The organism is Streptomyces ortus, from assembly GCF_026341275.1.
In the GTDB taxonomy this organism is placed as follows: domain Bacteria; phylum Actinomycetota; class Actinomycetes; order Streptomycetales; family Streptomycetaceae; genus Streptomyces; species Streptomyces ortus.
In genome coordinates, this window is the sequence record NZ_JAIFZO010000002.1 from 1,351,837 (window position 1) to 1,374,003 (window position 22,167).

A 22,167-nucleotide genomic window follows, 5' to 3' on the forward strand; every position below is an offset into this window, starting at 1 on the left:
TCCTTCAGTCCTTCAGTCCTTGTGGACGGTGCCGTCCGGGTCCAGGCCCCTGAAGGACAGCAGCACGATCAGGATGCCGCCGCAGACGATCGCGGAGTCGGCGAGGTTGAAGACCGCGAAGTGCTTGGGCGCGATGAAGTCGACGACCGCGCCCTCCAGGACGCCCGGCGCGCGGAAGATCCGGTCGGTGAGGTTGCCGAGCGCGCCGCCGAGCAGCAGGCCGAGAGCGATCGCCCAGGGCAGGCTGTAGAGCTTGCGGGCGAGCCGGGCGATCACCACGATCACCGCGGCGGCGATCACCGTGAAGATGATCGTGAACGCCTCGCCGAAGCCGAAGGCCGCGCCCGCGTTGCGGATCGCCTCGAACTTCAGCCAGTCCCCGATGATCTCGATCGGCTCGTGGTGCTCCAGCTTCGCGACCACGATCAGCTTGCTGACCAGGTCCAGCGCGTACGCCAGGGCGGCGACGGAGAAGAGCACGGCGATCCGGCGCCTGCCCCTGGGCGCCGCGGCCTCGTCGGGGGCCGCCCCGCTGTCGGGCTGCTCCGGCTCGGCCCCGGCCGCGCCCGGGGTATCCGGCGTATCCGGCGTACCGATGATGCGCTCCGCCTCTGCCACGTGAGTGAGTCCCTCGACCTAGGTGCCTGACTGAGCACGAGGGTACGGCACGGCCCGCCGCGGCCAGGCGCCCAGGAGGCACACCGGGCGGATCGGCGTTCGACCGGCCAGACGTCAGTAGCGGCGCTCCTGCTTCTGCTTGCACTCGACGCACAGCGTGGCCCGCGGGAAGGCCTGCATACGGGCCTTCCCGATGGCGTTGCCGCAGTTCTCGCAGAGCCCGTACGTCCCCGCGTCCAGGCGCTCCAGGGCGCGCTCGGTCTGCTCCAGCATCTCCCGCGCGTTGGCCGCGAGGGCCATCTCGCTCTCGCGCGTGATGTTCTTGGTACCGGTGTCCGCCTGATCGTCGCCCGCGCCGTCCCCGGAGTCGCGCATCAGCCCCGCGAGGGACTCCTCGGAGTGGGTGATCTCGGCCCGCAGCCGCAGGGCCTCGGAGAGCAGCTCCTCGCGCGCCTCCGCGGCCTCCTCGGGAGTCCACGGGTCCTCGCCGGGGCGGACCGCCAGCTCGCCGGGTTCCGCCGCGGCCACCCGCGCCTTGGGAACCGCGGTGGGCTTGTCCGCCGCCGCGGCCGTGCCAGAGGTCTTCTTCGCAACCACCGTCGTGGCTCCCGTCGTCTCGGCGGCCTGTGCCGCTGCTGCTCCCTCGGCCGCGGTGGCGACCGCCTTCCCGGACGTGCGTGTGCCGTGCTCGGCGGCCGTCTTCCGGGGCGCCCGCTTCCCGGCCGCCTTCGCCGCCTTCGCGGCAGCCGTCTTCGTGGCGCCCGTTTTCGTGGCGCCCGTTTTCGCGGAAGCCGTCTTGGCGGAGCCCGTTTCGGCGGCAACCGTCTTCGTACGAGGCTTCTTCGTAGAGGCCGTTTTCGTACTGGGCTTCTTCGTAGGAGCCGTCTTCGTACCGGACTTCTTCGTACCGGACTTCTTCGTAGAGGCCGTTTTCGTAGGGGTCGTCTCCGTGGCGGCCGCCGCGGAGTCACCGGCCGCCCCCATGGATCTGCCGGACGCCGACTGCTGTCCGGCGGTCTTCTTCGCCACCATGGCCGCGGCCCCTTCACGTTTTGTGACCTTGCACGCGAATCGTGCTGGGACGATAAATCGACTTGAGTCCCGCGGCAACGGGGCACGCCGCCCGGTCCACCCGCCCCGCGCGTACCGCACGGCGAGTCTGCAAGCGTTGTGCCCAGCTCCCCGCCGGGTAATCCGGCGCGCCGGGCGTCCCGGGATGCGAACACCGGCGCCTCGGCATTCGGGTCAGTGCGCACCTCTACCGGGCTTCGCCACCCCCTCCCCCGCGGGCCCCGCAAAACCGGTCGGCCGCTGTCGGCCGGGCGCCGTACACTGGGCGCAGCGAGAAGCGTGGATGGGGACGAGTAGCGGCGTAGGCGGCCAGGAGCGACCCGGGGACGGTGTGAGCCCGGGGGCGAGCGCGACGCGAAGATCACCCCGGAGCCGCCGGAAGAAAGCCGCAGCGAGCCCGCAGCGGCCGGTAGAACCGGTATCGCGACCCCAATGAGGGGGCTCGCCGACGTGCGGAAAGCGTCGGAGGGCCAAGGAGGGTGGTACCGCGGGAGCGCGCCGCACGGCGCAGGTGACAGCCCAGCTCTCGTCCCTCCGGACGGAAGGCAGAAGTCCGCCGGAGGAAGTTCGTTGGATACGCAGCCGAGTACACAGCCGCAGTACCGCCAGGTGCCGGCCCAGATCGACCTGCCCGCCCTTGAGCACGCCGTGCTCGACTTCTGGGCCGAGCAGAAGATCTTCGCCAAGACCCTTGAGCAGTCCGAGGGCCGCCCGGAGTGGGTGTTCTACGAAGGCCCGCCCACGGCCAACGGCATGCCGGGCGCCCACCACATCGAGGCCCGCGTCTTCAAGGACGTCTTCCCGCGCTTCCGCACCATGCGCGGCTACCACGTGGGCCGCAAGGCCGGCTGGGACTGCCACGGCCTCCCGGTGGAGCTGGCGGTCGAGAAGGAGCTGGGCTTCAACGGCAAGAAGGACATCGAGGCGTACGGCATCGCCGAGTTCAACGCCAGGTGCCGTGAGTCCGTGACCCGCCACACCGACGCGTTCGAAGAGCTCACGACCCGCATGGGCTACTGGGCCGACCTGAACGACCCGTACCGGACGATGGACCCCGAGTACATCGAAAGTGTCTGGTGGTCGCTCAAGGAGATCTTCAACAAGGGTCTGCTGACCCAGGACCATCGCGTCGCCCCCTGGTGCCCGCGCTGTGGCACGGGCCTGTCGGACCACGAGCTGGCGCAGGGCTACGAGACGGTCGTCGACCCCTCGGTGTTCGTGCGGTTCCCGCTCACCTCCGGCCCGCTCGCGGGCGAGGCCGCGCTCCTGGTGTGGACGACGACCCCGTGGACCCTGGTGTCCAACACGGCGGTCGCCGCGCACCCCGAGGTGACGTACGTGGTCGCGACGGACGGCCGGGAGAAGCTCGTCGTCGCCGAGCCGCTCGTCGGGAAGTCCCTCGGCGAGGGCTGGGAGACCACCGGCCAGTCCTTCACGGGCGCCGAGATGGAGCGCTGGACGTACCAGCGTCCCTTCGAGCTCGTCGAGTTCCCGAAGGACGAGCCCGCCCACTACGTGGTCAACGCGGAGTACGTGACCACCGAGGACGGTACGGGTCTGGTCCACCAGTCCCCCGCCTTCGGTGCGGACGACCTCCTGGTCTGCCGCGCGTACGGGCTGCCGGTCGTGAACCCCGTGCGCCCCGACGGCACCTTCGAGGAGGACGTCCCCCTCGTGGGCGGTGTCTTCTTCAAGAAGGCCGACGAACAGCTCACCGAAGACCTCCAGAGCCGCGGTCTGCTCTTCAAGCACATCCCGTACGAGCACAGCTACCCGCACTGCTGGCGCTGCCACACCGCGCTCCTCTACTACGCGCAGCCGTCCTGGTACATCCGCACCACTGCGGTCAAGGACCGGCTCCTCCAGGAGAACGAGAAGACCAACTGGTTCCCGGACTCGGTCAAGAACGGCCGCTACGGGGACTGGCTGAACAACAACATCGACTGGGCCCTGTCCCGCAACCGCTACTGGGGCACGCCGCTGCCGATCTGGCGCTGTGAGGACGACCACCTCACCGTCGTCGGCTCCCGCGCGGAGCTCACCGAGCTGACGGGCACCGACCAGTCGGAGCTGGACCCGCACCGCCCGTTCATCGACGAGGTCACGTTCGCCTGCCCGACCTGCGAGAAGACGGCCACGCGCGTGCCGGAGGTCATCGACGCCTGGTACGACTCGGGTTCGATGCCGTTCGCGCAGTGGGGCTACCCGTACAAGAACAAGGAGCTCTTCGAGAGCCGCTACCCGGCGCAGTTCATCTCGGAGGCCATCGACCAGACCCGCGGCTGGTTCTACACGCTGATGGCCGTCGGCACCCTGGTCTTCGACAAGTCGTCGTACGAGAACGTGGTCTGTCTCGGCCACATCCTCGCCGAGGACGGCCGCAAGATGTCCAAGCACCTGGGCAACATCCTGCAGCCGATCCCGCTGATGGACCAGCACGGCGCGGACGCCGTGCGGTGGTTCATGGCGGCCGGCGGCTCCCCCTGGGCGGCCCGCCGCGTCGGTCACGGCACCATCCAGGAGGTCGTCCGCAAGACGCTCCTCACGTACTGGAACACGGTCGCCTTCCAGGCCCTGTACGCGCGCACGGCGGGCTGGGCGCCCAGCACGGCCGACCCGGCCCCGGCGGACCGCCCGGTCCTCGACCGCTGGCTCCTGTCCGAACTGCACGCGCTCACCGACCAGGTGACGCAGGCTCTGGAGTCGTACGACACCCAGCGGGCCGGCAAGCTGCTCTCGGCCTTCGTCGACGACCTGTCGAACTGGTACGTACGCCGCTCGCGTCGCCGCTTCTGGCAGGGCGACAAGGCGGCCCTGCGCACCCTGCACGAGGTCGTCGAGACGGTCACACGGCTGATGGCCCCGCTGACCCCGTTCATCACCGAGCGGGTCTGGCAGGACCTCGTGGTGCCGGTGTCCGCCGACGCCCCGGAGTCCGTGCACCTGTCGAGCTGGCCGGAGGCGGACCTGTCCGTCATCGACCCGGAGCTGTCGAAGCAGATGGTGCTCGTACGCCGTCTCGTGGAGCTGGGCCGTGCCACGCGCGCGGAGTCGGGTGTCAAGACGCGCCAGCCGCTGTCCCGCGCGCTGGTCGCGGCGACCGGTTTCGGCTCCCTCGACCGTGAGCTGCACGCGCAGATCACCGAGGAGCTGAACGTGAGCTCGCTCGCGTCCCTGTCCGAGGTGGGCGGCTCGCTGGTCGACACGACGGCGAAAGCGAACTTCCGGGCGCTGGGCAAGCGGTTCGGCAAGGGCGTCCAGGCGGTGGCGAAGGCCGTCGCCGAGGCCGACGCGGCGGCGCTGTCCCTGGCCCTGCGCGAGGGCACGGCGTCGGTGGAGGTCGACGGGGAGACCGTCACGCTCGCCCCGGACGAGGTCATCATCACAGAGACCCCGCGCGAGGGCTGGTCCGTCGCCTCGGATTCCGGCGCGACGGTCGCGCTCGACCTGGAGCTGACGGAGGAGCTGAGGCAGGCCGGCTTGGCCCGGGACGCCATCCGGCTGATCCAGGAGGCCCGCAAGAACAGCGGCCTCGACGTGGCCGACCGGATCGCCCTGCGCTGGACGTCCACGGACCCGAAGGTCATCGCGGCGCTCACCGAGCACGCCGCCCTGATCGCGGACGAGGTCCTGGCCACGGACTTCGCCCAGGGCGAACCGGACGACACCTACGGCCCGGCGTTCACGGACACCCCCCTGTCCCTGACATTCCACCTCCACAAGGCATAACAGCCGCCCTGCCCGCCACCCAGCGGGCAGGGCGGCCCCTCCACCCCATCCCCACCCCCCTGCGGGCATGCGTGCCGCTAGGGGCGGCACGGGTGGGCGCAGCGGCACCTGCAAGCGCAGGCCCGCGACAGCCCCGTGACCTGCGCACCAGCACCGGGCACCGAGAAGGCCCCGGGCACCGAAACTCTGGTGCCGGGGCCTTCTCGTCCCCCAGAGGCAAAAAAGACAGCAAAAAGGGCGGAGCCCCCGGAAAACCGGGGGCTCCGCCCTGAACGCTGCCGACGCCTAAGGCGTACGAGAGGCCGTCAGTTGTCGTCCTCGTCGATCAAAAAGCCCCGCATCGGCGAAGGCGCCTGCTGCATGGGCGAGGGCCCCTGCGGCCGAACCGGCGCCATCGGCTGGGTCATGGCCGGCGACATCTGCTGCTGACCGCCGTAGGACTGCGCACCGGGACCGGGGCCACCCATCGGGTTGCCACCGTAGGACGGCGCGCTCGCCCCGGCCGGAGCCATGGACGGGCTCGGCGACGACGGAAGGGAGGCGGTCGCCGGGGTGCGCGGCGGAGCCAGCGAGTCGTCGGCCTGGGTCTCCAGCTGACGCAGCTGCGACTCCAGGTAGGACTTCAGGCGCGTACGGTACTCGCGCTCGAAGCCTCGCAGGTCCTCGACCTTGCGCTCCAGCGTGGCGCGGGCGGACTCCAGGGAACCCATCGCGACGCGGTGCTTCTCCTGCGCGTCCCGCTCCAGGGCGTCGGCCTTGGCACGGGCGTCGCGCTCCAGACCCTCGGCGCGGCTGCGGGCCTCGCCGACGATCTTGTTGGCCTCGGAACGGGCCTCGGCGATCGCCTGGTCGGCCGTCTGCTGGGCCAGCGAGAGCACACGGGCGGCGCTGTCGCCACCGGGGCCCTGACCGGGCTGTCCCATCTGCGGGCCGTGCCCGCCCATCGGACCACCCATGGGGCCGCCCATCGGGCCACCCATCTGCTGGGGCATCTGCTGCTGCATCTGTCCCTGCATGGGGCCGGGGCCCTGTCCCATGCCGCCCTGGCCCATCGGACCCTGACCCATGCCGCCCTGGCCCATCGGACCCTGGCCCATGGGGCCCTGACCCATCTGGCCGGGGCCCTGCTGGCCGCCCTGGGCGCTGGGGCCCGCGGGAAGCTGCGGCGCACCGCTCGGCAGCTGCGGCGGGCCGCCCATGGGGCCGCCCATCTGCTGCTGCGGCGGACCCGATATGCCGGCGGGTACGGGAGCGCCCGGACCGCCGCGCATGCCCTGCGGCGGACCCTGCTGTTGCTGCGGATCCTGCTGTTCGGGTGGCTTGCGCATGCCCTGTTGCTGGTTCTGCGCGGCGGCGCGTGTGGCGGCTGCCAGCTTGGCGCGCAGGTCCTCGTTCTCGCGGAGCAGGCGGGTCAGTTCGGCTTCGACCTCATCGAGGAAGGCATCGACCTCGTCCTCGTCATAGCCTTCTCGGAGGCGGACGGTCGTGAACTGCTTGTTCCGCACGTCCTCGGGGGTCAACGGCATCTCTTCACCTCAACGTAGTCGTCGGCATCGTCGGCGTTCGGCAAGACCGTATCGTTCACAGCCGGCTCACAACGGAGATCAGGATGTAGACGATGATCATCAGTACGAAGAAGGACAGGTCGAGCGCCACGCCCCCGAGACGTAGCGGCGGAATGAACCGCCGCAGAAGCTTGAGCGGTGGATCAGTGACAGTGTAGGTCGCCTCAAGAACGACCACCATCGCCTTGCCGGGTTGCCATGAGCGGGCGAACTGGAACACGTAGTCCATGACCAACCGGAAGATCAGCACGATGAGGAAACACATCAGCACGACGTAGAGAACCTGCCCGACCACGCTCATGATTCCGTGCGTCCCTCTCCCCTGTTTCCCTGCTGCTCCGGTCCTGCGTCTCAGCTCTGGTTGAAGAACCCGCCCTCTGCGATGCGAGCCTTGTCCTCCGCCGTGACATCGACGTTAGCAGGCGACAACAGGAACACCTTCTGCGTCACCCGCTCGATGCTCCCGTGGAGACCGAACACCAAACCGGCCGCGAAGTCGACAAGTCGCTTGGCGTCCGTGTCATCCATCTCGGTCAGATTCATGATCACCGGGGTGCCCTCACGGAAGTGTTCCCCGATGGTACGGGCCTCGTTGTAGGTCCGGGGGTGCAGCGTGGTGATCCTGTACGGCTCTCGTTCCGACACGACCTTGGGCATGATCACCGGTGCGTTCTTCTCCAGGCTTTGACGTTCTTGTGTGATGGACGCCACGGGGGCGATGCGGGCCGGGCGGCCGGATTCAGCGCCCAGCGAAGCGGAATGCGGCACGGGCTCGCGCTGCACCGGTGGATGCACCACTCGTACCGGTTCGTCCCTTTGGGACTGGTGTGGCTGGTGCGACTGATGCGACGGCTCATGCCGTCGGCGGTCCCGCTCGGGCTCAGGGTCAAGCTCGGGCTCGAAGTCGTCATCGGGGTCGAAGCCCCTGCCGTCGTACCCATCGTCCTCCACGAGGCCGAGGTAGACCGCCATCTTGCGCATCGCGCCGGCCATGCTCTGAGTCCTCCGCTCTGTGGTGGATCGGCTGACTGTTGCCAAGTGCCCGCGATCCACGAGGTCGTCTGCCCGCCAGCGGCGGTAATGACCATATTTTCTGCTGTGGTCCGACTTCTTGGCGACGTTACCCGAGCCTGGGGCGGACGCCGAGTACCGCGGTGCCGACGCGTACATGTGTCGCTCCGGCCGTCACCGCGTGTTCGAGGTCCGCACTCATCCCTGCCGAGACCATGGTGGCAGCCGGATGAGCCCGGCGCAGGTCAGTCGACAAATCCATCAGGCGCTCGAACGCCGCCGGTTCACGCCCCGCGTAGGGGCCGGTGAGCGGGGCGACGGTCATCAGTCCGTCGAGCCTCAGACCCGGGGCCCGGGCAACGAGTTCGCCCAACTCCCCGACACCTTCGGCCCCTACACCACCGCGCTCCCCCAGTCCACCCCTTCCCGTCGCGGACCGCTCCGCGTCGAGCGCAACCTGGATGAGGCAGCCCACCTCACGTCCCGTCCGCACGGCTTCCTTGGACAGGGCGGTGACGAGCCTGGCCCGGTCGACCGACTGCACGACATCGGCGTAACCGACCACGGAACGTACTTTGTTGGTCTGCAACTGGCCCACGAAGTGCCAGGACAGGGGCAGATCGGAACAGGCGGCGGCTTTGGGCGCCGCGTCCTGGTCGCGGTTCTCGGCGACGTGCCGCACACCGAGTTCCGAAAGGATGCGCACGTCCTCGGCGGGGTAGGTCTTGGTGACCACGATCAGGGTCACGTCTTCACGCTTGCGTCCGGCCGCCGCGCACGCGGCGGCGATCCGCTCCTCCACGTCCGCCAGATTCCCGGCGAGTTCGGTCCTGCGGTCCGTCATGCCCGATCAGTCCAGCCACACATAACCCGCGAGCCGGCCGGTGCGGCCGTCCCGACGGTACGAGAAATGGTCGTCCGACTCGATCGTGCAGACCGGCGACTGCTCCCGGTCGCGCACCCCGAGCCGCTCCAGCTGCGCGTGCACCCCCGCGGTCACGTCGACCGCCGGTGTGCCCCAGGTGGTCTCGGCGTACGCCGCGGGCTCGACGGCCGCGACCTCGGCGCGCATCGCGTCCGGCACCTCGTAGCACCGCCCGCAGACCGCGGGTCCGGTACGGGCGACGATCCGGGCCGCTTCGGCGCCGAGTTCCTCCATGGCCGCGACAGCGGCGGGCACGACCCCGGCGACCATGCCCGGCCGTCCCGCGTGGGCGGCGGCCACGACCCCGGCGACGGGGTCGGCGAGCAGCACGGGGGTGCAGTCCGCGGTGAGCACGGCCAGCGCGAGGCCGCGGCGAGCGGTGACGACGGCGTCGACCTCCGGCACGGGGCGCTCTCCCCAGGGCTCGTCGACCACGGCGACGTCGGGTCCGTGGACCTGGTTCATCCAGACGACCCGCGCCGGGTCGAGGCCCAGCGACTTGGCCGCCAGCTCACGATTGGTGCGTACGGCTTCGGAGTCGTCGCCGACCGCCCCGCCGAGATTGAGCTCTTCGTACGGAACGGCGCTCACCCCGCCCCACCGGTCGGTGAAGGCGAAGTGCGCGCCGCTCACGGTGCTCGTCGAGGAGCGCCGTCCTATCACTTGAGGAAGTCCGGCACGTCCAGCTCCTCCGCCGCGCTGTCGGAGTACGTCCGCGACGGCGGGACCGGCGGGGAGACGGGCGGCAGTTCGTTGCTCGCGGGCTCCGGAGCGGGCTCCGGAGCCTCCTTGGGCGTGACGCTGCCGAGCGAGCCGAAGGACGGGCGGCTGTCGTTGGACCGGACCGGCGCGGGCTCGTCGCGCTTGGCGGAGGACGAGCCGAGTACGGTGTCCCGCTTGGACGGGGGCTGCCCGCCGTCGAAGCCGGCCGCGATGACGGTGACCCGTACCTCGTCGCCGAGCGCGTCGTCGATGACCGCGCCGAAGATGATGTTGGCCTCGGGGTGCGCGGCCTCGCTCACCAGCTGGGCCGCCTCGTTGATCTCGAACAGGCCGAGGTCCGAACCGCCGGAGATCGAGAGCAGTACGCCCCGGGCTCCGTCGATGGAGGCTTCCAGGAGCGGCGAGGAGATCGCCATCTCGGCAGCGGCCACCGCGCGGTCGTCGCCGCGGGCCGAGCCGATGCCCATGAGGGCCGAACCGGCCTCGGACATCACGGACTTGACGTCGGCGAAGTCGAGGTTGATCAGACCGGGGGTGGTGATGAGGTCGGTGATGCCCTGTACACCGGAGAGCAGGACCTGGTCCGCCGACTTGAACGCGTCGAGGACGGAGACCTGGCGGTCCGAGATGGACAGCAGCCGGTCGTTCGGGATGACGATGAGGGTGTCGACCTCTTCGCGGAGTTCCGCGATGCCGTCCTCGGCCTGGTTGGCGCGGCGCCGGCCCTCGAAGGTGAAGGGGCGGGTGACCACGCCGATGGTGAGTGCGCCGAGCGAGCGGGCGATGTTGGCCACCACCGGCGCGCCGCCGGTACCGGTGCCGCCGCCCTCGCCGGCCGTCACGAAGACCATGTCGGCCCCCTTGAGGACCTCCTCGATCTCCTCGCGGTGATCCTCCGCGGCCTTGCGGCCGACGGCCGGGTTGGCTCCGGCGCCGAGTCCGCGGGTGAGTTCGCGGCCGACGTCGAGCTTGACGTCGGCGTCGCTCATCAACAGCGCCTGGGCGTCCGTGTTGATGGCGATGAACTCGACACCCTTGAGACCGACCTCGATCATCCGGTTGATGGCATTGACACCACCGCCGCCGACACCGATGACTTTGATGACTGCGAGGTAGTTCTGCGGTGCTGCCACGTCGAAGGCCTCTCGCCTCGATTACGTGTCGTCGCCTCGCACGGTCGCGATCCGACGACTGATGCCGAATGGGACGGTCCGAACGCCGACCCGAACCCTAACGCTGAAGTTTAGGGTTACCAGTGTGTCTGTTCCTTGGACTCTTCCGAACAGGACACTAAGTCGACAAGTGGCGCACGTTCAACGAACACGCCGAACCTCCCGTTTTTCTTTTCACCCTATGTGATCAGCCATGTCACTGCCCAACCAGGGTGCTGGCCTGCGCAGACGCGCGTCAACTCCCTGATGACGCGGGGGCGGTGGGAACGCTCACGTCGAAGTGAGCCGCCCCGGGGGTGGCTTTCATGAGAGCAATGAGCGTATGCGCCTTGGCGCGGCCCTTCTCACCACTGCCCCAGTCGACGGTGCGGTCGCCGCTCAACTCCAGGGTGACGGAGTCGTACGAACGGACCTTGACGACCCTGGTGGCGCGGGCGACCGCGGCCGGAAGGGAACCGGCCACGAGCACCGCCTCGCGCACCAGCCGGGCGGTGCCGAAGCGGCGCAGGCCCGCGGAGTGGGACGCCGTCAATTCCAGTACGGGCACACCCTGCGGGGCGCGAGCGACCGTGGCATATCGCACACCCTCGGCGTCCACTTCGACGAACTTTCCGCCCTTTTCGACAATCAGGACCGGCCTACGCTCAGTTACTTTCAGCCCGATTCCATGAGGCCAGGAACGGACGACGTCAACCGAGTCAATTCGGGGCAATTTCCGGAGCAGACTCGCCTCGATCGCATCGGTGTCGACTGAAATCAACGGCGATCCGACCGAGACGTCGGCCGCCTCGACGACCTGTTCGGCCGTCAGGACGCGCGTGCCGGTGGCCGATACCCGCTCCACGCGCGTCCACTGCGAGCCGTAGAGGATCCAGACCCCGCCCCCCGCGAGCAGGGCCAGACAGACCATCACAACAATGAGCGTTCGAGGCTTCGGCAGCCTCTTCGGCCTCTTGAGGAGAGGCTGCCGGGGCGGGCCGGAGCCCGCGTCCTGCCGGTCCTGCCGTTCGGCGGTGGTCGGTCCGGCCACGCTCCCCTGCCTTCTGCCGCGCGCTAGCGGCGCGACGCGATCGCCTCGTACACCATCCCGACGAGCAGGTCGTCGGCGTCCCTGCGGCCGAACTCGGAGGCCGCGCGGGACATCTCGAACAGCCGGTGCGGATCGGCGAGCACGGGCAGGACATTGCCCTGGATCCATTGCGGCGTCAGTTCCGCGTCGTCGACCAGCAGTCCGCCGCCGGCCTTGACCACCGGCTGGGCGTTCAGCCGCTGTTCGCCGTTGCCGATGGGCAGCGGGACGTAGACGGCGGGGAGCCCGACGGCGGAGAGTTCGGCGACGGTCATCGCGCCCGCGCGGCAGAGCATCATGTCGGCCGCGGCGTACGCGAGGTCCATCCGGTCCACGTACGGTACCGGGATGTACGGGGGCATCCCCGGCATCTGGTGGACCTGCGGCAGTTCGTTCTTCGGGCCGACCGCGTGCAGGATCTGGATACCGGCCTGCTGGAGGTACGGGGCGGTCTGCTCGATCACCTGGTTGAGGCGGCGGGCGCCCTGCGAGCCGCCGGAGACCAGCAGCGTCGGCAGGGAGGGGTCGAGCCCGAACGCGGCGCGGGCCTCGGGGCGCACGGCGGCCCGGTCGAGCGTGGCGATGGAGCGGCGCAGCGGGATACCGATGTAGCGGGCGCCGCGCAGCTTGCTGTCCGGGGTGGAGACCGCGACCTGGGCCGCGTACCGGGAGCCGATCTTGTTGGCCAGTCCCGGCCGCGCGTTGGCCTCGTGGACGACGATCGGGACGCCGAGGCGCTTGGCCGCGAGGTAGCCGGGCAGCGCCACGTAGCCGCCGAAGCCGACGACCGCGTCCGCCTTGGTGCGCTCCAGGATCTGCTCGGCCGCCTTGATGGTGCCGCGCAGCCGTCCGGGGACGGTGATCAGCTCGGGGGTGGGCTTGCGCGGCAGCGGTACCGCGGGGATCAGCCCGAGTTCGTAGCCCCGTTCCGGTACGAGCCGGGTCTCAAGTCCGCGCTCCGTGCCCAGGGCCGTGATGCCCATGGTCGGGTCCTGCCTGCGCAGGGCGTCCGCGAGGGCGAGCGCCGGCTCGATGTGGCCGGCGGTCCCCCCACCGGCGAGTACGACATGCACCGAAATTCACCGCTCTCCGGACGAACGCGCCGAGGCGCGCCGTCGCATCGTGTTCCACTTCCGAGGCCCCCGGACAGCGGAGCCTCTCACCGCAGCCCGCTTTCTGCCAAAGCGGGGCTGCCGCATCGCGAGTGCCGTCCGCGCAGCGGGATCCTCACGCGCGAAGGCGATCAGGAGCCCGATGGCGAACATGGTCGGCAGCAGGGCGGAACCCCCGTAGGAGAACAGCGGGAGCGGGACGCCGGCGATCGGCAGCAGGCCGAGCACCGCACCGATGTTGATCACGGCCTGGGCCGTGATCCAGGTGGTCACGCCACCCGCGGCGTACCTCACGAAGGGGTCCTCCGTGCGTCCGGCCACGCGGATACCCGCATAGCCTAGGGCCGCGAAGAGCGCGAGTACCGACAGAGTGCCCGCCAGACCCAGTTCCTCACCTGTGATGGCGAAGATGAAGTCGGTGTGGGCCTCGGGGAGTTGACCCCATTTCTCCACACTCGCCCCGAGGCCGGAGCCGAAGAGGCCGCCGGAGGCGAGGGCGTAGATGCCGTGCACGGCCTGCCAGCAGGAGTCGCCGGGACCCGGTTCGGTGGCGCCGAGACAGGCGAGGCGCGCCATGCGGTTGGGGCTGGTCCTGATGAGGATGAAGCCGAGGGTCAGCGCGATGGCGAGGACGCCGCCGAAGAGCCGGGTCGGGGCCCCCGCCAGCCACAGCAGGCCGAAGAGGATCGCGGTGAGGATGATCGCGGTGCCCATGTCGCCGCCGAGCATGATGAGCCCGAGCAGCATGAAGGCCACCGGTACGAGCGGCACCAGCATGTGCTTCCACTGGGTCAGCAGCCGCTTGTCCTGTTTGCGGGCGAGCAGGTCGGCTCCCCACAGGACGAGGGCGAGCTTGCCGAACTCGCTGGGCTGGAGCTGGAAGGGGCCGCCGACCGAGATCCAGTTCTGGTTGCCGTTGACCGCGACCCCTATCCCCGGCACCTGGACGAGGATCATCAGGAAGACCGAGCCCAGCAGCATCGGGTAGGCGAGCGCCCGGTGCAGTTTGGACGGCATCCGGGAGGCGGCCAGCAGCAACAGGCCGCCGAGCACGGCCGCGAGGAACTGTTTGCGGAAGAAGTAGCTGCCCGGCAGCGACAGCTGGAGCGCGGTGATCTGGGAGGCGGAGTACACCATCACCAGACCGAGCACGGTGATCAGCAGGCTGCCGCCGAGGATCAGGTAGTACGCCGTCAGCGGCCGGTCCCAGGCACGGCGTGCGCGGCCGTAGAGGCGGCCTACGGGGTTGTCGCGCGGCGGGCGGGGGGCGGGGGGCCGCCGGGGGGCCCGCTGGACGGGAGGACGCCCTGTACGGCTAGTGGGCACGGCGGGCTCCCCTCGGGGCGGGAGGGCACACGGGCGCGGAACCGCGGGCGGGGCCGCACGGCGCGGTGCCGGCGGCAGAGGGCTGTCGGTCCACCGACCACGATGGCGTCACGTGTCGCTCCCAAGGATCCCGGGCGCCCGGGCCGGCCCGGGGCCTGCCGTCAGGCGCCCGCGGCGCCGAGTTCGCGGACCGCTTCCGCGAACATGTCACCGCGCTGGTTGTAGTTGGCGAACATGTCCATGGAAGCGCAGGCCGGTGCCAGGAGCACCGTGTCGCCGGCGCGGGCGAGTCGTGCCGCCTCCTGGACCGCCGCGGGCATCGCACCAGTGTCGGTCCGGTCGAGGTCGACCACCGGTACCTCGGGCGCGTGTCGCGCGAGGGCTTCCCCGATGAGGGCCCGGTCGGCGCCGAAGAGCACGACGCCCCGCAGCCGCTTCGCGGACCGGACGACGAGTTCGTCGAAGGTCGCGCCCTTGGCGAGGCCGCCCGCGATCCACACGATCGACTCGTACGCGGCCAACGAGGCCTGTGCGGCATGTGTGTTGGTGGCCTTGGAGTCGTCGACGTAGGCGACGCCGTCCACCTCGGCCACGTGCTCGATGCGGTGGGCGTCGGGACGGAAGGCCCGCAGGCCGTCCCTGACGGCCTTGGGGGGCACTCCGAAGGCGCGGGCCAGGGCCGCCGCCGCGAGGGCGTTGGCGATGTTGTGCGGGGCGGGCGGGTCGACGTCCGCGATCTCCGCGAGTTCCTGGGCCTGCTTGTGCCGGTCCTCGACGAAGGCGCGGTCGACCAGGATGCCGTCCACGACGCCGAGTTGGGAGGGCCCAGGGGTGCCGAGCGTGAAGCCGACGGCCCGGCAGCCCTCCTCGACGTCCGCCGCGCGCACCAGGTCCTCGGTGGCGCCGTCGGCCACGTTGTAGACGCAGGCCACCTGATTGCCCTCGTACACACGGCCCTTGTCGGCGGCGTACGCCTCCATGGAGCCGTGCCAGTCGAGGTGGTCGGGGGCGAGGTTCAGGACGGCCGCGGAGTGGGCGCGCAGCGAGGGCGCCCAGTGCAGCTGGTAGCTGGACAGTTCGACGGCGAGCACGTCGAGGTCGGCGTATTCGGGGTCGGTGCCCAGCACCACGTCGACGATGGGTGTGCCGATGTTGCCCACCGCGGCCGTACGCAGGCCCGCGGCGGCCAGGATCGAGGCGAGCATCCGGGTCGTGGTGGTCTTGCCGTTGGTGCCGGTGACGGCCAGCCAGGGGGCGGCCCCGCGGCCGTCGTGGCCACGCAGGCGCCAGGCGATCTCGACGTCGCCCACGACGTCCACGCCCGCCTTGTCGGCGGCCAGGAAGAGGGGGCTGCCGGGCTTCCAGCCGGGCGAGGTGACCACCAGGTCGGTGCCCTCGGGCAGCGTGTCGGCGTCCGCGAGGCGTACCGCGATGCCCTGCTGTTCGAGGGGGACGGCCCGCTCCCGGTGGGCCGGGGAGTCGCCGCCGTCGACGACCGTGACCGACGCGCCGAGGCCGGCCAGGGCGCGGGCGGCGCTGATGCCGCTCACGCCGAGACCGGCGACGGTGATGTTCATGCCCTGCCAGGCGGAAGCGGTGGTCACTTCTTGGCTGCCCATCCCGCGTAGAAGAGGCCGAGTCCGACGATGACGCACATGCCCTGGATGATCCAGAAGCGGACCACCACAAGGACTTCGGACCACCCCTTGAGTTCGAAGTGGTGCTGCAGTGGCGCCATCCGGAAGACGCGTTTGCCGGTGAGGCGGAACGAGCCGACCTGGATGACGACCGACATGGTGATGAGGACGAAGAGTCCGCCGAGGAGCGCGACCAGCAGCTCGGTGCGCGAGCAGATCGCGAGACCGGCCAGCGCGCCGCCGAGCGCCAGGGAACCGGTGTCCCCCATGAAGATCTTGGCGGGCGAGGTGTTCCACCACAGGAAGCCGAAGCAGGAGCCCATCAGGGCGGCGGCGACGACCGCGAGGTCCAGTGGATCGCGTACCTCGTAGCAGGCGCCCGGGTTGGTGAGGGTCTGCGCGTTGGCGCAGGACTCCTGGAACTGCCAGACGCCGATGAACGTGTAGGCGCCGAACACCATGGTCGCGGCGCCGGTGGCCAGGCCGTCCAGACCGTCCGTCAGGTTCACGCCGTTCGACATCGCGAGGATCATGAACAGCGCCCAGACCACGAACAGCACCGGGCCGATGGACCAGCCGAAGTCCTGCACGAAGGAGAGCCTGGTGGAGGCCGGGGTGTTGTTGCGGTTGTCCGCGAACTGCAGTGCGAGGACCGCGAAGCCGATGCCGACGACCAGCTGGCCGGCCATCTTCGCCTTGGCCCGCAGACCGAGCGAACGCCGCTTGACGATCTTGATGTAGTCGTCCAGGAAGCCGACCACGCCCATGCCCGTCATCAGGCCGAGCACCAGCAGTCCCGAGAACGTCGGCGGCTTCCCCGTGATCACCTTGCTGAGGAAGTACGCCAGCAGCGTGGCCAGGATGAAGGCGATACCACCCATGGTCGGCGTACCGCGCTTGGCGTGGTGCTCGCGCGGGCCGTCGTCACGGATGTACTGGCCGTAGCCCTTGCGGGCCAGCAGCTTGATCAGCAACGGGGTACCGATCAGGGTCAGGAAGAGACCGATGACTCCCGCGAACAGGATCTGATTCATCATCGGACGGCGACCTCACCCTCGGCGCCCTCGACGAGCGCCTGCGCGACCCGTTCGAGACCGACCGACCGGGACGCCTTCACGAGTACGACGTCTCCCGGGCGCAGCTGACTGCGCAACAGGTCGACCGCCGACTGTGCGTCGGACACGTGCACCGACTCCTCACCCCACGAACCCTCGTTATATGCGCCCAGTTGCAGCCAGGACGCTTCCCTGCCCCCGACCGCGACGAGCTTGCTGACGTTGAGCCGGACGGCGAGCCGTCCGACCGCGTCGTGCTCGGCGAGCGCCTCGTCCCCGAGCTCGGCCATCTGACCGAGCACCGCCCAGGTCCGCCGCCCCTTGCCCATGGCCGCGAGCGCCCGCAGGGCGGCTCGCATGGACTCGGGGTTCGCGTTGTAGGCGTCGTTGACGACCGTCACGCCGTCCGGGCGCTCGGTGACCTCCATCCGCCAACGGGAGAGGGAGCCCGCCTCGGAGAGCGCGGTGGCGATCTCGTCTGCGGACATGCCCAGCTCATGGGCGACGGCGGCGGCGGCGAGCGCGTTCGACACGTGGTGCTCACCGTACAGGCGCATGGTCACTTCGCTGCACCCGGTGGGTGTGTGAAGGCTGAACGAGGGCTGTCCGCTCCCTGTGAGCCGCACGTTCTCGGCCCGTACGTCCGCTTCGTCGGACTCTCCGAAGAGCAGCACGCGTGCTTTCGTGCGCGAGGCCATGGCCCGTACGAGGGGATCGTCGGCGTTGAGAACGGCGACGCCGCCCTCCTCCGCCGGGGGCAGGCTCTCCACCAGCTCGCCCTTGGCCTGCGCGATCTGCTCCCGGCCGCCGAACTCGCCGATGTGCGCGGTGCCGACGTTGAGGACGAGACCGATCCTCGGGGGCGTCAGATCCGCGAGGTAGCGGATGTGGCCGATCCCGCGGGCGCCCATCTCCAGGACGAGGAAACGGGTCTCCTCGGTGGCGCTCAGCGCGGTGAGCGGCAGTCCGATCTCGTTGTTGAGCGAGCCGGGTGTGAAGACCGTGGGCGCCTTGGTGCGCAGCACCTGGGCGATCAGGTCCTTGGTGCTGGTCTTGCCCGCCGAGCCGGTGAGCGCGACCAGCGTCGCGCCGAGCCGCTCCACGACGTGGCGCGCGAGGGCGCCGAGGGCGCGCTGGACGTCGTCCACGACGATGGCGGGCACCCCGACGGGCCGGGAGGCAAGGACGGCCGCGGCGCCCGCCTCGACGACGGCCGCGGCGTAGTCGTGGCCGTCCACACGCTCGCCCGCGAAGGCGACGAAGAGACTGCCGGGCCCGGCTTCCCGGGAGTCCCTGACGACCTGTCCGGTGACCTGGACCGATGTATCCGGTATGTCATGGGTCTGCCCGCCGACGACTGTGGCGATCTCGGCGAGAGAGAGGGCGATCACAAGTTCATCCCTGGGTCTTCTGGATAGCTGCGCGGAGCACCTGGCGGTCGTCGAAGGGACGGATCACCCCGGCGATGTCCTGGCCCTGTTCATGGCCCTTGCCCGCGATCAGCACGGTGTCGCCGGGCTGTGCGCGGGCGACGGCCGCGGCGATCGCGGCGGCCCGGTCCTCGAAGACCTGGACCTCTCCGCGCTCGTGCGCCGGCACCTCGGCGGCGCCCGCGAGCATGGTGGCGAGGATGGCGAGGGGGTCCTCGCCGCGGGGGTTGTCCGAGGTCAGTGTGGCGGTGTCGGAGAGCCGGACCGCGGCGGCGCCCATCGGCATGCGCTTGGTCCTGTCGCGGTCGCCGCCGCAGCCGAGGACGATGTGCAGTTTGCCCTCGGTGACCTTGCGCAGGGCCTTCAGGACGGATTCGACGGCGTCCGTCTTGTGCGCGTAGTCGACGACCGCGAGGTAGGGCTGTCCGGCGTCCACGCGCTCCAGGCGGCCGGGCACGCCCGGTACGGCGGCGATGCCGTCGGCGGCGGTCTGCGGGTCGATCCCGGCGGCGGCGAGGGCGACGATCGCAGCGAGCGTGTTGGCCACGTTGAAGGTGCCCGCGAGCGGTGACTTGGCGGTGATCCGCTCGCCCTTGGGACCGACCGCGACGAAGACCGAGTCCATCGGGCCGACCCGGACGTCCTCGGCGCGCCAGTCGGCGTCGGGGTGCCCTTCCGCGGAGAACGTCACCACGGGGACGCCGGCCTCCTTGACGAGCCTGCGGCCGTATTCGTCGTCGAGGTTGACCACGCCGAGCCTGCTGCGCTCCGGCGTGAACAGCTGCGCCTTGGCCTGGAAGTAGTCCTCCATGCCGGAGTGGAACTCCATGTGTTCCGGGCTGAGGTTGTTGAAGACCGCGATGTCGAAGACGCAGCCGTCGACCCGGCCGAGGACCAGGGCGTGGCTGGAGACCTCCATGACGACCGCCTCCACGCCGCGCTCGCGCATGACCGCGAACAGCGCCTGGAGGTCGGTGGCCTCGGGGGTGGTGCGCTCCGACTTGATGCGCTCGTCTCCGATGCGCATCTCCACGGTGCCGATCAGTCCGGTACTGCGGACGCCCTGGAGACCGCCCTCGACGAGGTACGCCGTGGTGGTCTTGCCGGACGTGCCGGTGATGCCGATCTGCAGCAGGTCGCGGCCGGGGTGGCCGTAGATGGAGGCGGCCAGCTCGCCCATCGACCCGCGCGGGTCGTCCACGACGAGGACCGGCAGGCCGGTGGCCCGGGCCCGGTCGGCTCCCGTCGGGTCGGTCAGCACGGCGACGGCGCCGAGGCCGGCGGCCTGCGTCACGAAGTCGGCGCCGTGCATCCGGGCGCCGGGCAGCGCGGCGTAGACGTCGCCCGGCCGGACGGCGCGGGAGTCATGGGTGATGCCCGTGACCCCGGCGGCGCCCGGCTCGCTCACTGGGTGGTCCGCACCCAGCTGACCGGCGAGCTCCGCGAGGGGTGTTGCGGGGTTCTGCACCGGTCGCGGCGGCCCCGGATATGTCACAGGGACGCCCTTCTGGGTGGTTTGGGACTGATCAGCGTGTGGCACGGCGGTGAGCGTACCGGGCACACCCCCGCCGGAGCGAAGCGAGGGGCATGGCGGGACGGGCGGCGGGCCGTCGTTGCCGGGATCGGGAGTGATCGTTGTCACGAGCTTGTTCCTGGTCGGTGTTCCGGGCGGTGCACGGGAGTGTGCCGGGCGCCGCCGATGGGTGCCGCCGGCCGCCGGTGAGGGCGCGGCCGGCGTCGGTCAGGGCGTGAAGGTGACGGGGAGTCTGTCGGCCGTGTCCCCGGTGGGCGGCACCTGGAGGGTCTTCAGTGCGAACTCCAGGACCTCCTTGTAGACGGGTCCGCAGATCTGGCCGCCGAAGTAGCTGCCCTTGGTGGCGTTCTGGATGGCGCAGTACACGGTGACCCGGGGGTTGTCGGCGGGCGCGAACCCGGCGAAGGACGAGGTGTAGCCGCGGTAGCGGCCGGTGGCCGGATCCACACGGTTGGCCGTGCCGGTCTTGCCCGCCACGCGGTAGCCGGGGATGCGCGCCTTGGCGCCGGTGCCCTCCTCGTCGTCCACGACGGACTCCAGCATGTGTGCCAGGGTCTTCGCGGTCTTCTCGCTGACGACTCGTGTCTTCTTGGCCTTGGCCGCCGGGGTGAACTGCCCGTCGGCCCCCTTCGTGCCGCGGACGAGGGTGGGTTCCACGCGGACGCCGCCGTTGGCGATCGTCGAGTAGACGGAGGCCGCCTGCATCGCGTTGACGGACACGCCCTGGCCGAAAGGGATCGTGTACTGCTGGGAGGTCGACCACTGGTCGGCGGGGGCGAGGATGCCCTTCGTCTCGCCGGGGAAGTCCAGGCCGGTGTATCCGCCGATGCCGAACTTGCGCAGGTAGGAGTAGAGGACCTTGTTGGCCTCCCGCTGGGTCTTGCCGAGCTGTCCGGTCGCCAGGATGGTGCCGATGTTGCTGGACTTGGCGAGGACGCCGTTGAGCGTGAGGTACCAGGTCGGGTGGTCGATGTCGTCCTTGAAGAGCCGGTCGCCGCGGTGCAGCCGGTTGGGCACGGTGACGTGTGTGCCGGGGGTTGCGGCGCCCTCCTCCAGGACGGCTGCCATCGACATCACCTTGGCGGTGGAGCCGGGCTCGTAGGCGTCCTCCAGGCCCCAGTTGTGCAGGGCTCCCCCGTCGGCCGCGGACAGGTCGTTGGGGTCGAAGCCGGGCGAGTTCGCCATCGCGAGGATCTCGCCGGTCCTGTTGTCCTGCACTATGACGTAGCCGCGGTCCGCCTTGGACTTCTCGACCTGCTCGGCGATGGCGTGCTGCGCGGCCCACTGGATGTCGCGGTCGATCGTCAGCTCCACGTCGGCACCGGCCACCGCGGGCTTCTCGGTGGAACCGGCGGTCGGCACCTGCCGTCCGCCGGACTGCGCGTAGCGGATCTCGCCGTCCTTGCCGGACAGGTCCCCGTTGAGCTGCTGCTCGATGCCGCCGCCGCCCTTGCCGTCGGCGTTGACCCAGCCCAGTATCCCGGCCCCGAGCTCGCCGTTCGGGTAGACCCGCTTGCTGCTGGGCTCCTGGAGGACGCCCGCCAGGATGTTCGCGGGGCCGCCCGCACCGGCCTTCTCGGCGAGGGTGCTCTTGAGGTCCTTGATCTGCGTCCAGACCTGGGGGGTCTGGCGGCGGGCGAGCACTACGTAGCGGGTCTTCTCCGTACGGAGCTTGGCGGCGAGTTCGTCGGTGTCCTTGCCGAGGATCGGGCCGAGCAGGGCGGCGGCCTGCTCGGGGGCGTCGCCGGTCTTCGTCGCCTTCCTCGTGAAGAGCGTGGGGTCGGCGGTGATGTCGTTGGCGTCCACGCTGATCGCCAGGTCCACGCCGTTGCGGTCGGTGATCCCGCCGCGGGCGGCGGCCAGCGTGCGGCTGAGGTACCGGTTCTTCTCGGCCTTGGCGGTGTACTCGCTCGCGTCGACCGCCTGCACCTGGAGGAGCCGTACGACGAAGGCGATCAGTACGAGGGCCAGGGCGAGGCTGACCAGGCGCAGCCGCGGGCGGGGGCTGCCCAGCCGGATGACGCGCGGCGCCTTGGCGCGGGGCTGCGCGGGACGGCGGGCGGGCCGGGCGCCCGGTCCGGGGCGGCGCTGGCTGCCGGGTTTCGCGGGGCGGGCGGCGGGCCTCGGGGCGGGTTTCGCGGACCGGGCGGGCGCGGGCACCCTGCGGCGCGGGGGTTCCCTGTCGGACAC

18 protein-coding genes are annotated in these 22,167 nt (G+C 70.5%); 2 read left to right on the top strand and 16 right to left on the bottom strand.

The window, feature by feature from the left end; all coding sequences use genetic code 11:
- Positions 1–12: 12 nt before the first annotated feature.
- Together lspA and K3769_RS41090 are read right to left on the bottom strand one after the other, a co-directional pair.
- Positions 13–618: a signal peptidase II gene (gene lspA / locus K3769_RS09270; protein WP_267025952.1), complete on the bottom strand. Its 606-nt coding sequence runs from the start codon at positions 616–618 to the stop codon at positions 13–15.
- A 114-nt stretch (positions 619–732) separates the two neighbouring features.
- The gene (locus tag K3769_RS41090) at positions 733–993 is read right to left on the bottom strand and encodes a TraR/DksA family transcriptional regulator (protein ID WP_369016278.1); all 261 of its coding nucleotides are present in this window, start codon (positions 991–993) and stop codon (positions 733–735) included.
- A gap of 309 nt (positions 994–1,302) precedes the next feature.
- On the opposite strand from K3769_RS41090, the gene K3769_RS41095 reads away from it, so the two are divergent.
- A complete protein-coding gene (locus K3769_RS41095; RefSeq protein WP_369016276.1) occupies positions 1,303–1,716 on the top strand; it encodes a pentapeptide repeat-containing protein in 414 nt (137 codons plus the stop codon).
- 543 nt (positions 1,717–2,259) lie between these two features.
- Positions 2,260–5,418: an isoleucine--tRNA ligase gene (ileS, locus tag K3769_RS09280; RefSeq protein ID WP_267025954.1), complete on the top strand. Its 3,159-nt coding sequence runs from the start codon at positions 2,260–2,262 to the stop codon at positions 5,416–5,418.
- A gap of 305 nt (positions 5,419–5,723) precedes the next feature.
- Here the strand turns inward: ileS and K3769_RS09285 are convergent, their stop codons facing one another.
- From K3769_RS09285 to K3769_RS09350, 14 genes are all read right to left on the bottom strand, one after another.
- The gene (locus K3769_RS09285) at positions 5,724–6,944 is read right to left on the bottom strand and encodes a DivIVA domain-containing protein (protein ID WP_267025955.1); all 1,221 of its coding nucleotides are present in this window, start codon (positions 6,942–6,944) and stop codon (positions 5,724–5,726) included.
- 55 nt (positions 6,945–6,999) lie between these two features.
- Positions 7,000–7,284 carry a YggT family protein gene (locus tag K3769_RS09290; protein WP_107017493.1) on the bottom strand — a complete coding sequence of 95 codons (285 nt, stop codon included), beginning with the start codon at positions 7,282–7,284 and terminating at the stop codon, positions 7,000–7,002.
- 50 nt (positions 7,285–7,334) lie between these two features.
- A complete protein-coding gene (locus K3769_RS09295) occupies positions 7,335–7,976 on the bottom strand; it encodes a cell division protein SepF (RefSeq protein WP_189769932.1) in 642 nt (213 codons plus the stop codon).
- Positions 7,977–8,103: 127 nt separating this feature from the next.
- Complete coding sequence (locus tag K3769_RS09300) at positions 8,104–8,838, bottom strand: YggS family pyridoxal phosphate-dependent enzyme (protein ID WP_267025956.1); 735 nt, start codon at positions 8,836–8,838, stop codon at positions 8,104–8,106.
- Between the two features lie 6 nt (positions 8,839–8,844).
- The gene (gene pgeF, locus K3769_RS09305; protein WP_372514894.1) at positions 8,845–9,552 is read right to left on the bottom strand and encodes a peptidoglycan editing factor PgeF; all 708 of its coding nucleotides are present in this window, start codon (positions 9,550–9,552) and stop codon (positions 8,845–8,847) included.
- A gap of 26 nt (positions 9,553–9,578) precedes the next feature.
- Positions 9,579–10,775: a cell division protein FtsZ gene (gene ftsZ / locus K3769_RS09310; protein ID WP_267025958.1), complete on the bottom strand. Its 1,197-nt coding sequence runs from the start codon at positions 10,773–10,775 to the stop codon at positions 9,579–9,581.
- 274 nt (positions 10,776–11,049) lie between these two features.
- Positions 11,050–11,844 carry a cell division protein FtsQ/DivIB gene (locus K3769_RS09315; protein WP_267025959.1) on the bottom strand — a complete coding sequence of 265 codons (795 nt, stop codon included), beginning with the start codon at positions 11,842–11,844 and terminating at the stop codon, positions 11,050–11,052.
- Between the two features lie 23 nt (positions 11,845–11,867).
- The gene (murG, locus tag K3769_RS09320) at positions 11,868–12,956 is read right to left on the bottom strand and encodes an undecaprenyldiphospho-muramoylpentapeptide beta-N-acetylglucosaminyltransferase (protein WP_267025960.1); all 1,089 of its coding nucleotides are present in this window, start codon (positions 12,954–12,956) and stop codon (positions 11,868–11,870) included.
- 6 nt (positions 12,957–12,962) lie between these two features.
- Complete coding sequence (gene ftsW / locus K3769_RS09325) at positions 12,963–14,321, bottom strand: putative lipid II flippase FtsW (protein ID WP_267025961.1); 1,359 nt, start codon at positions 14,319–14,321, stop codon at positions 12,963–12,965.
- A 161-nt stretch (positions 14,322–14,482) separates the two neighbouring features.
- Complete coding sequence (gene murD, locus K3769_RS09330) at positions 14,483–15,940, bottom strand: UDP-N-acetylmuramoyl-L-alanine--D-glutamate ligase (protein ID WP_267025962.1); 1,458 nt, start codon at positions 15,938–15,940, stop codon at positions 14,483–14,485.
- Positions 15,922–16,992 carry a phospho-N-acetylmuramoyl-pentapeptide-transferase gene (gene mraY, locus K3769_RS09335; protein WP_267031299.1) on the bottom strand — a complete coding sequence of 357 codons (1,071 nt, stop codon included), beginning with the start codon at positions 16,990–16,992 and terminating at the stop codon, positions 15,922–15,924. Before mraY ends, murD begins: the two co-directional genes overlap by 19 nt.
- A complete protein-coding gene (locus tag K3769_RS09340) occupies positions 16,992–18,404 on the bottom strand; it encodes a UDP-N-acetylmuramoyl-tripeptide--D-alanyl-D-alanine ligase (protein ID WP_267025963.1) in 1,413 nt (470 codons plus the stop codon). The genes mraY and K3769_RS09340 overlap by 1 nt, the downstream gene beginning before the upstream one ends.
- A 4-nt stretch (positions 18,405–18,408) precedes the next feature.
- Positions 18,409–20,085, bottom strand: a complete 1,677-nt coding sequence (locus K3769_RS09345) for a UDP-N-acetylmuramoyl-L-alanyl-D-glutamate--2,6-diaminopimelate ligase (protein ID WP_267025964.1) — start codon at positions 20,083–20,085, stop codon at positions 18,409–18,411.
- A gap of 99 nt (positions 20,086–20,184) precedes the next feature.
- Positions 20,185–22,167: a peptidoglycan D,D-transpeptidase FtsI family protein gene (locus K3769_RS09350; protein ID WP_308216291.1), complete on the bottom strand. Its 1,983-nt coding sequence runs from the start codon at positions 22,165–22,167 to the stop codon at positions 20,185–20,187.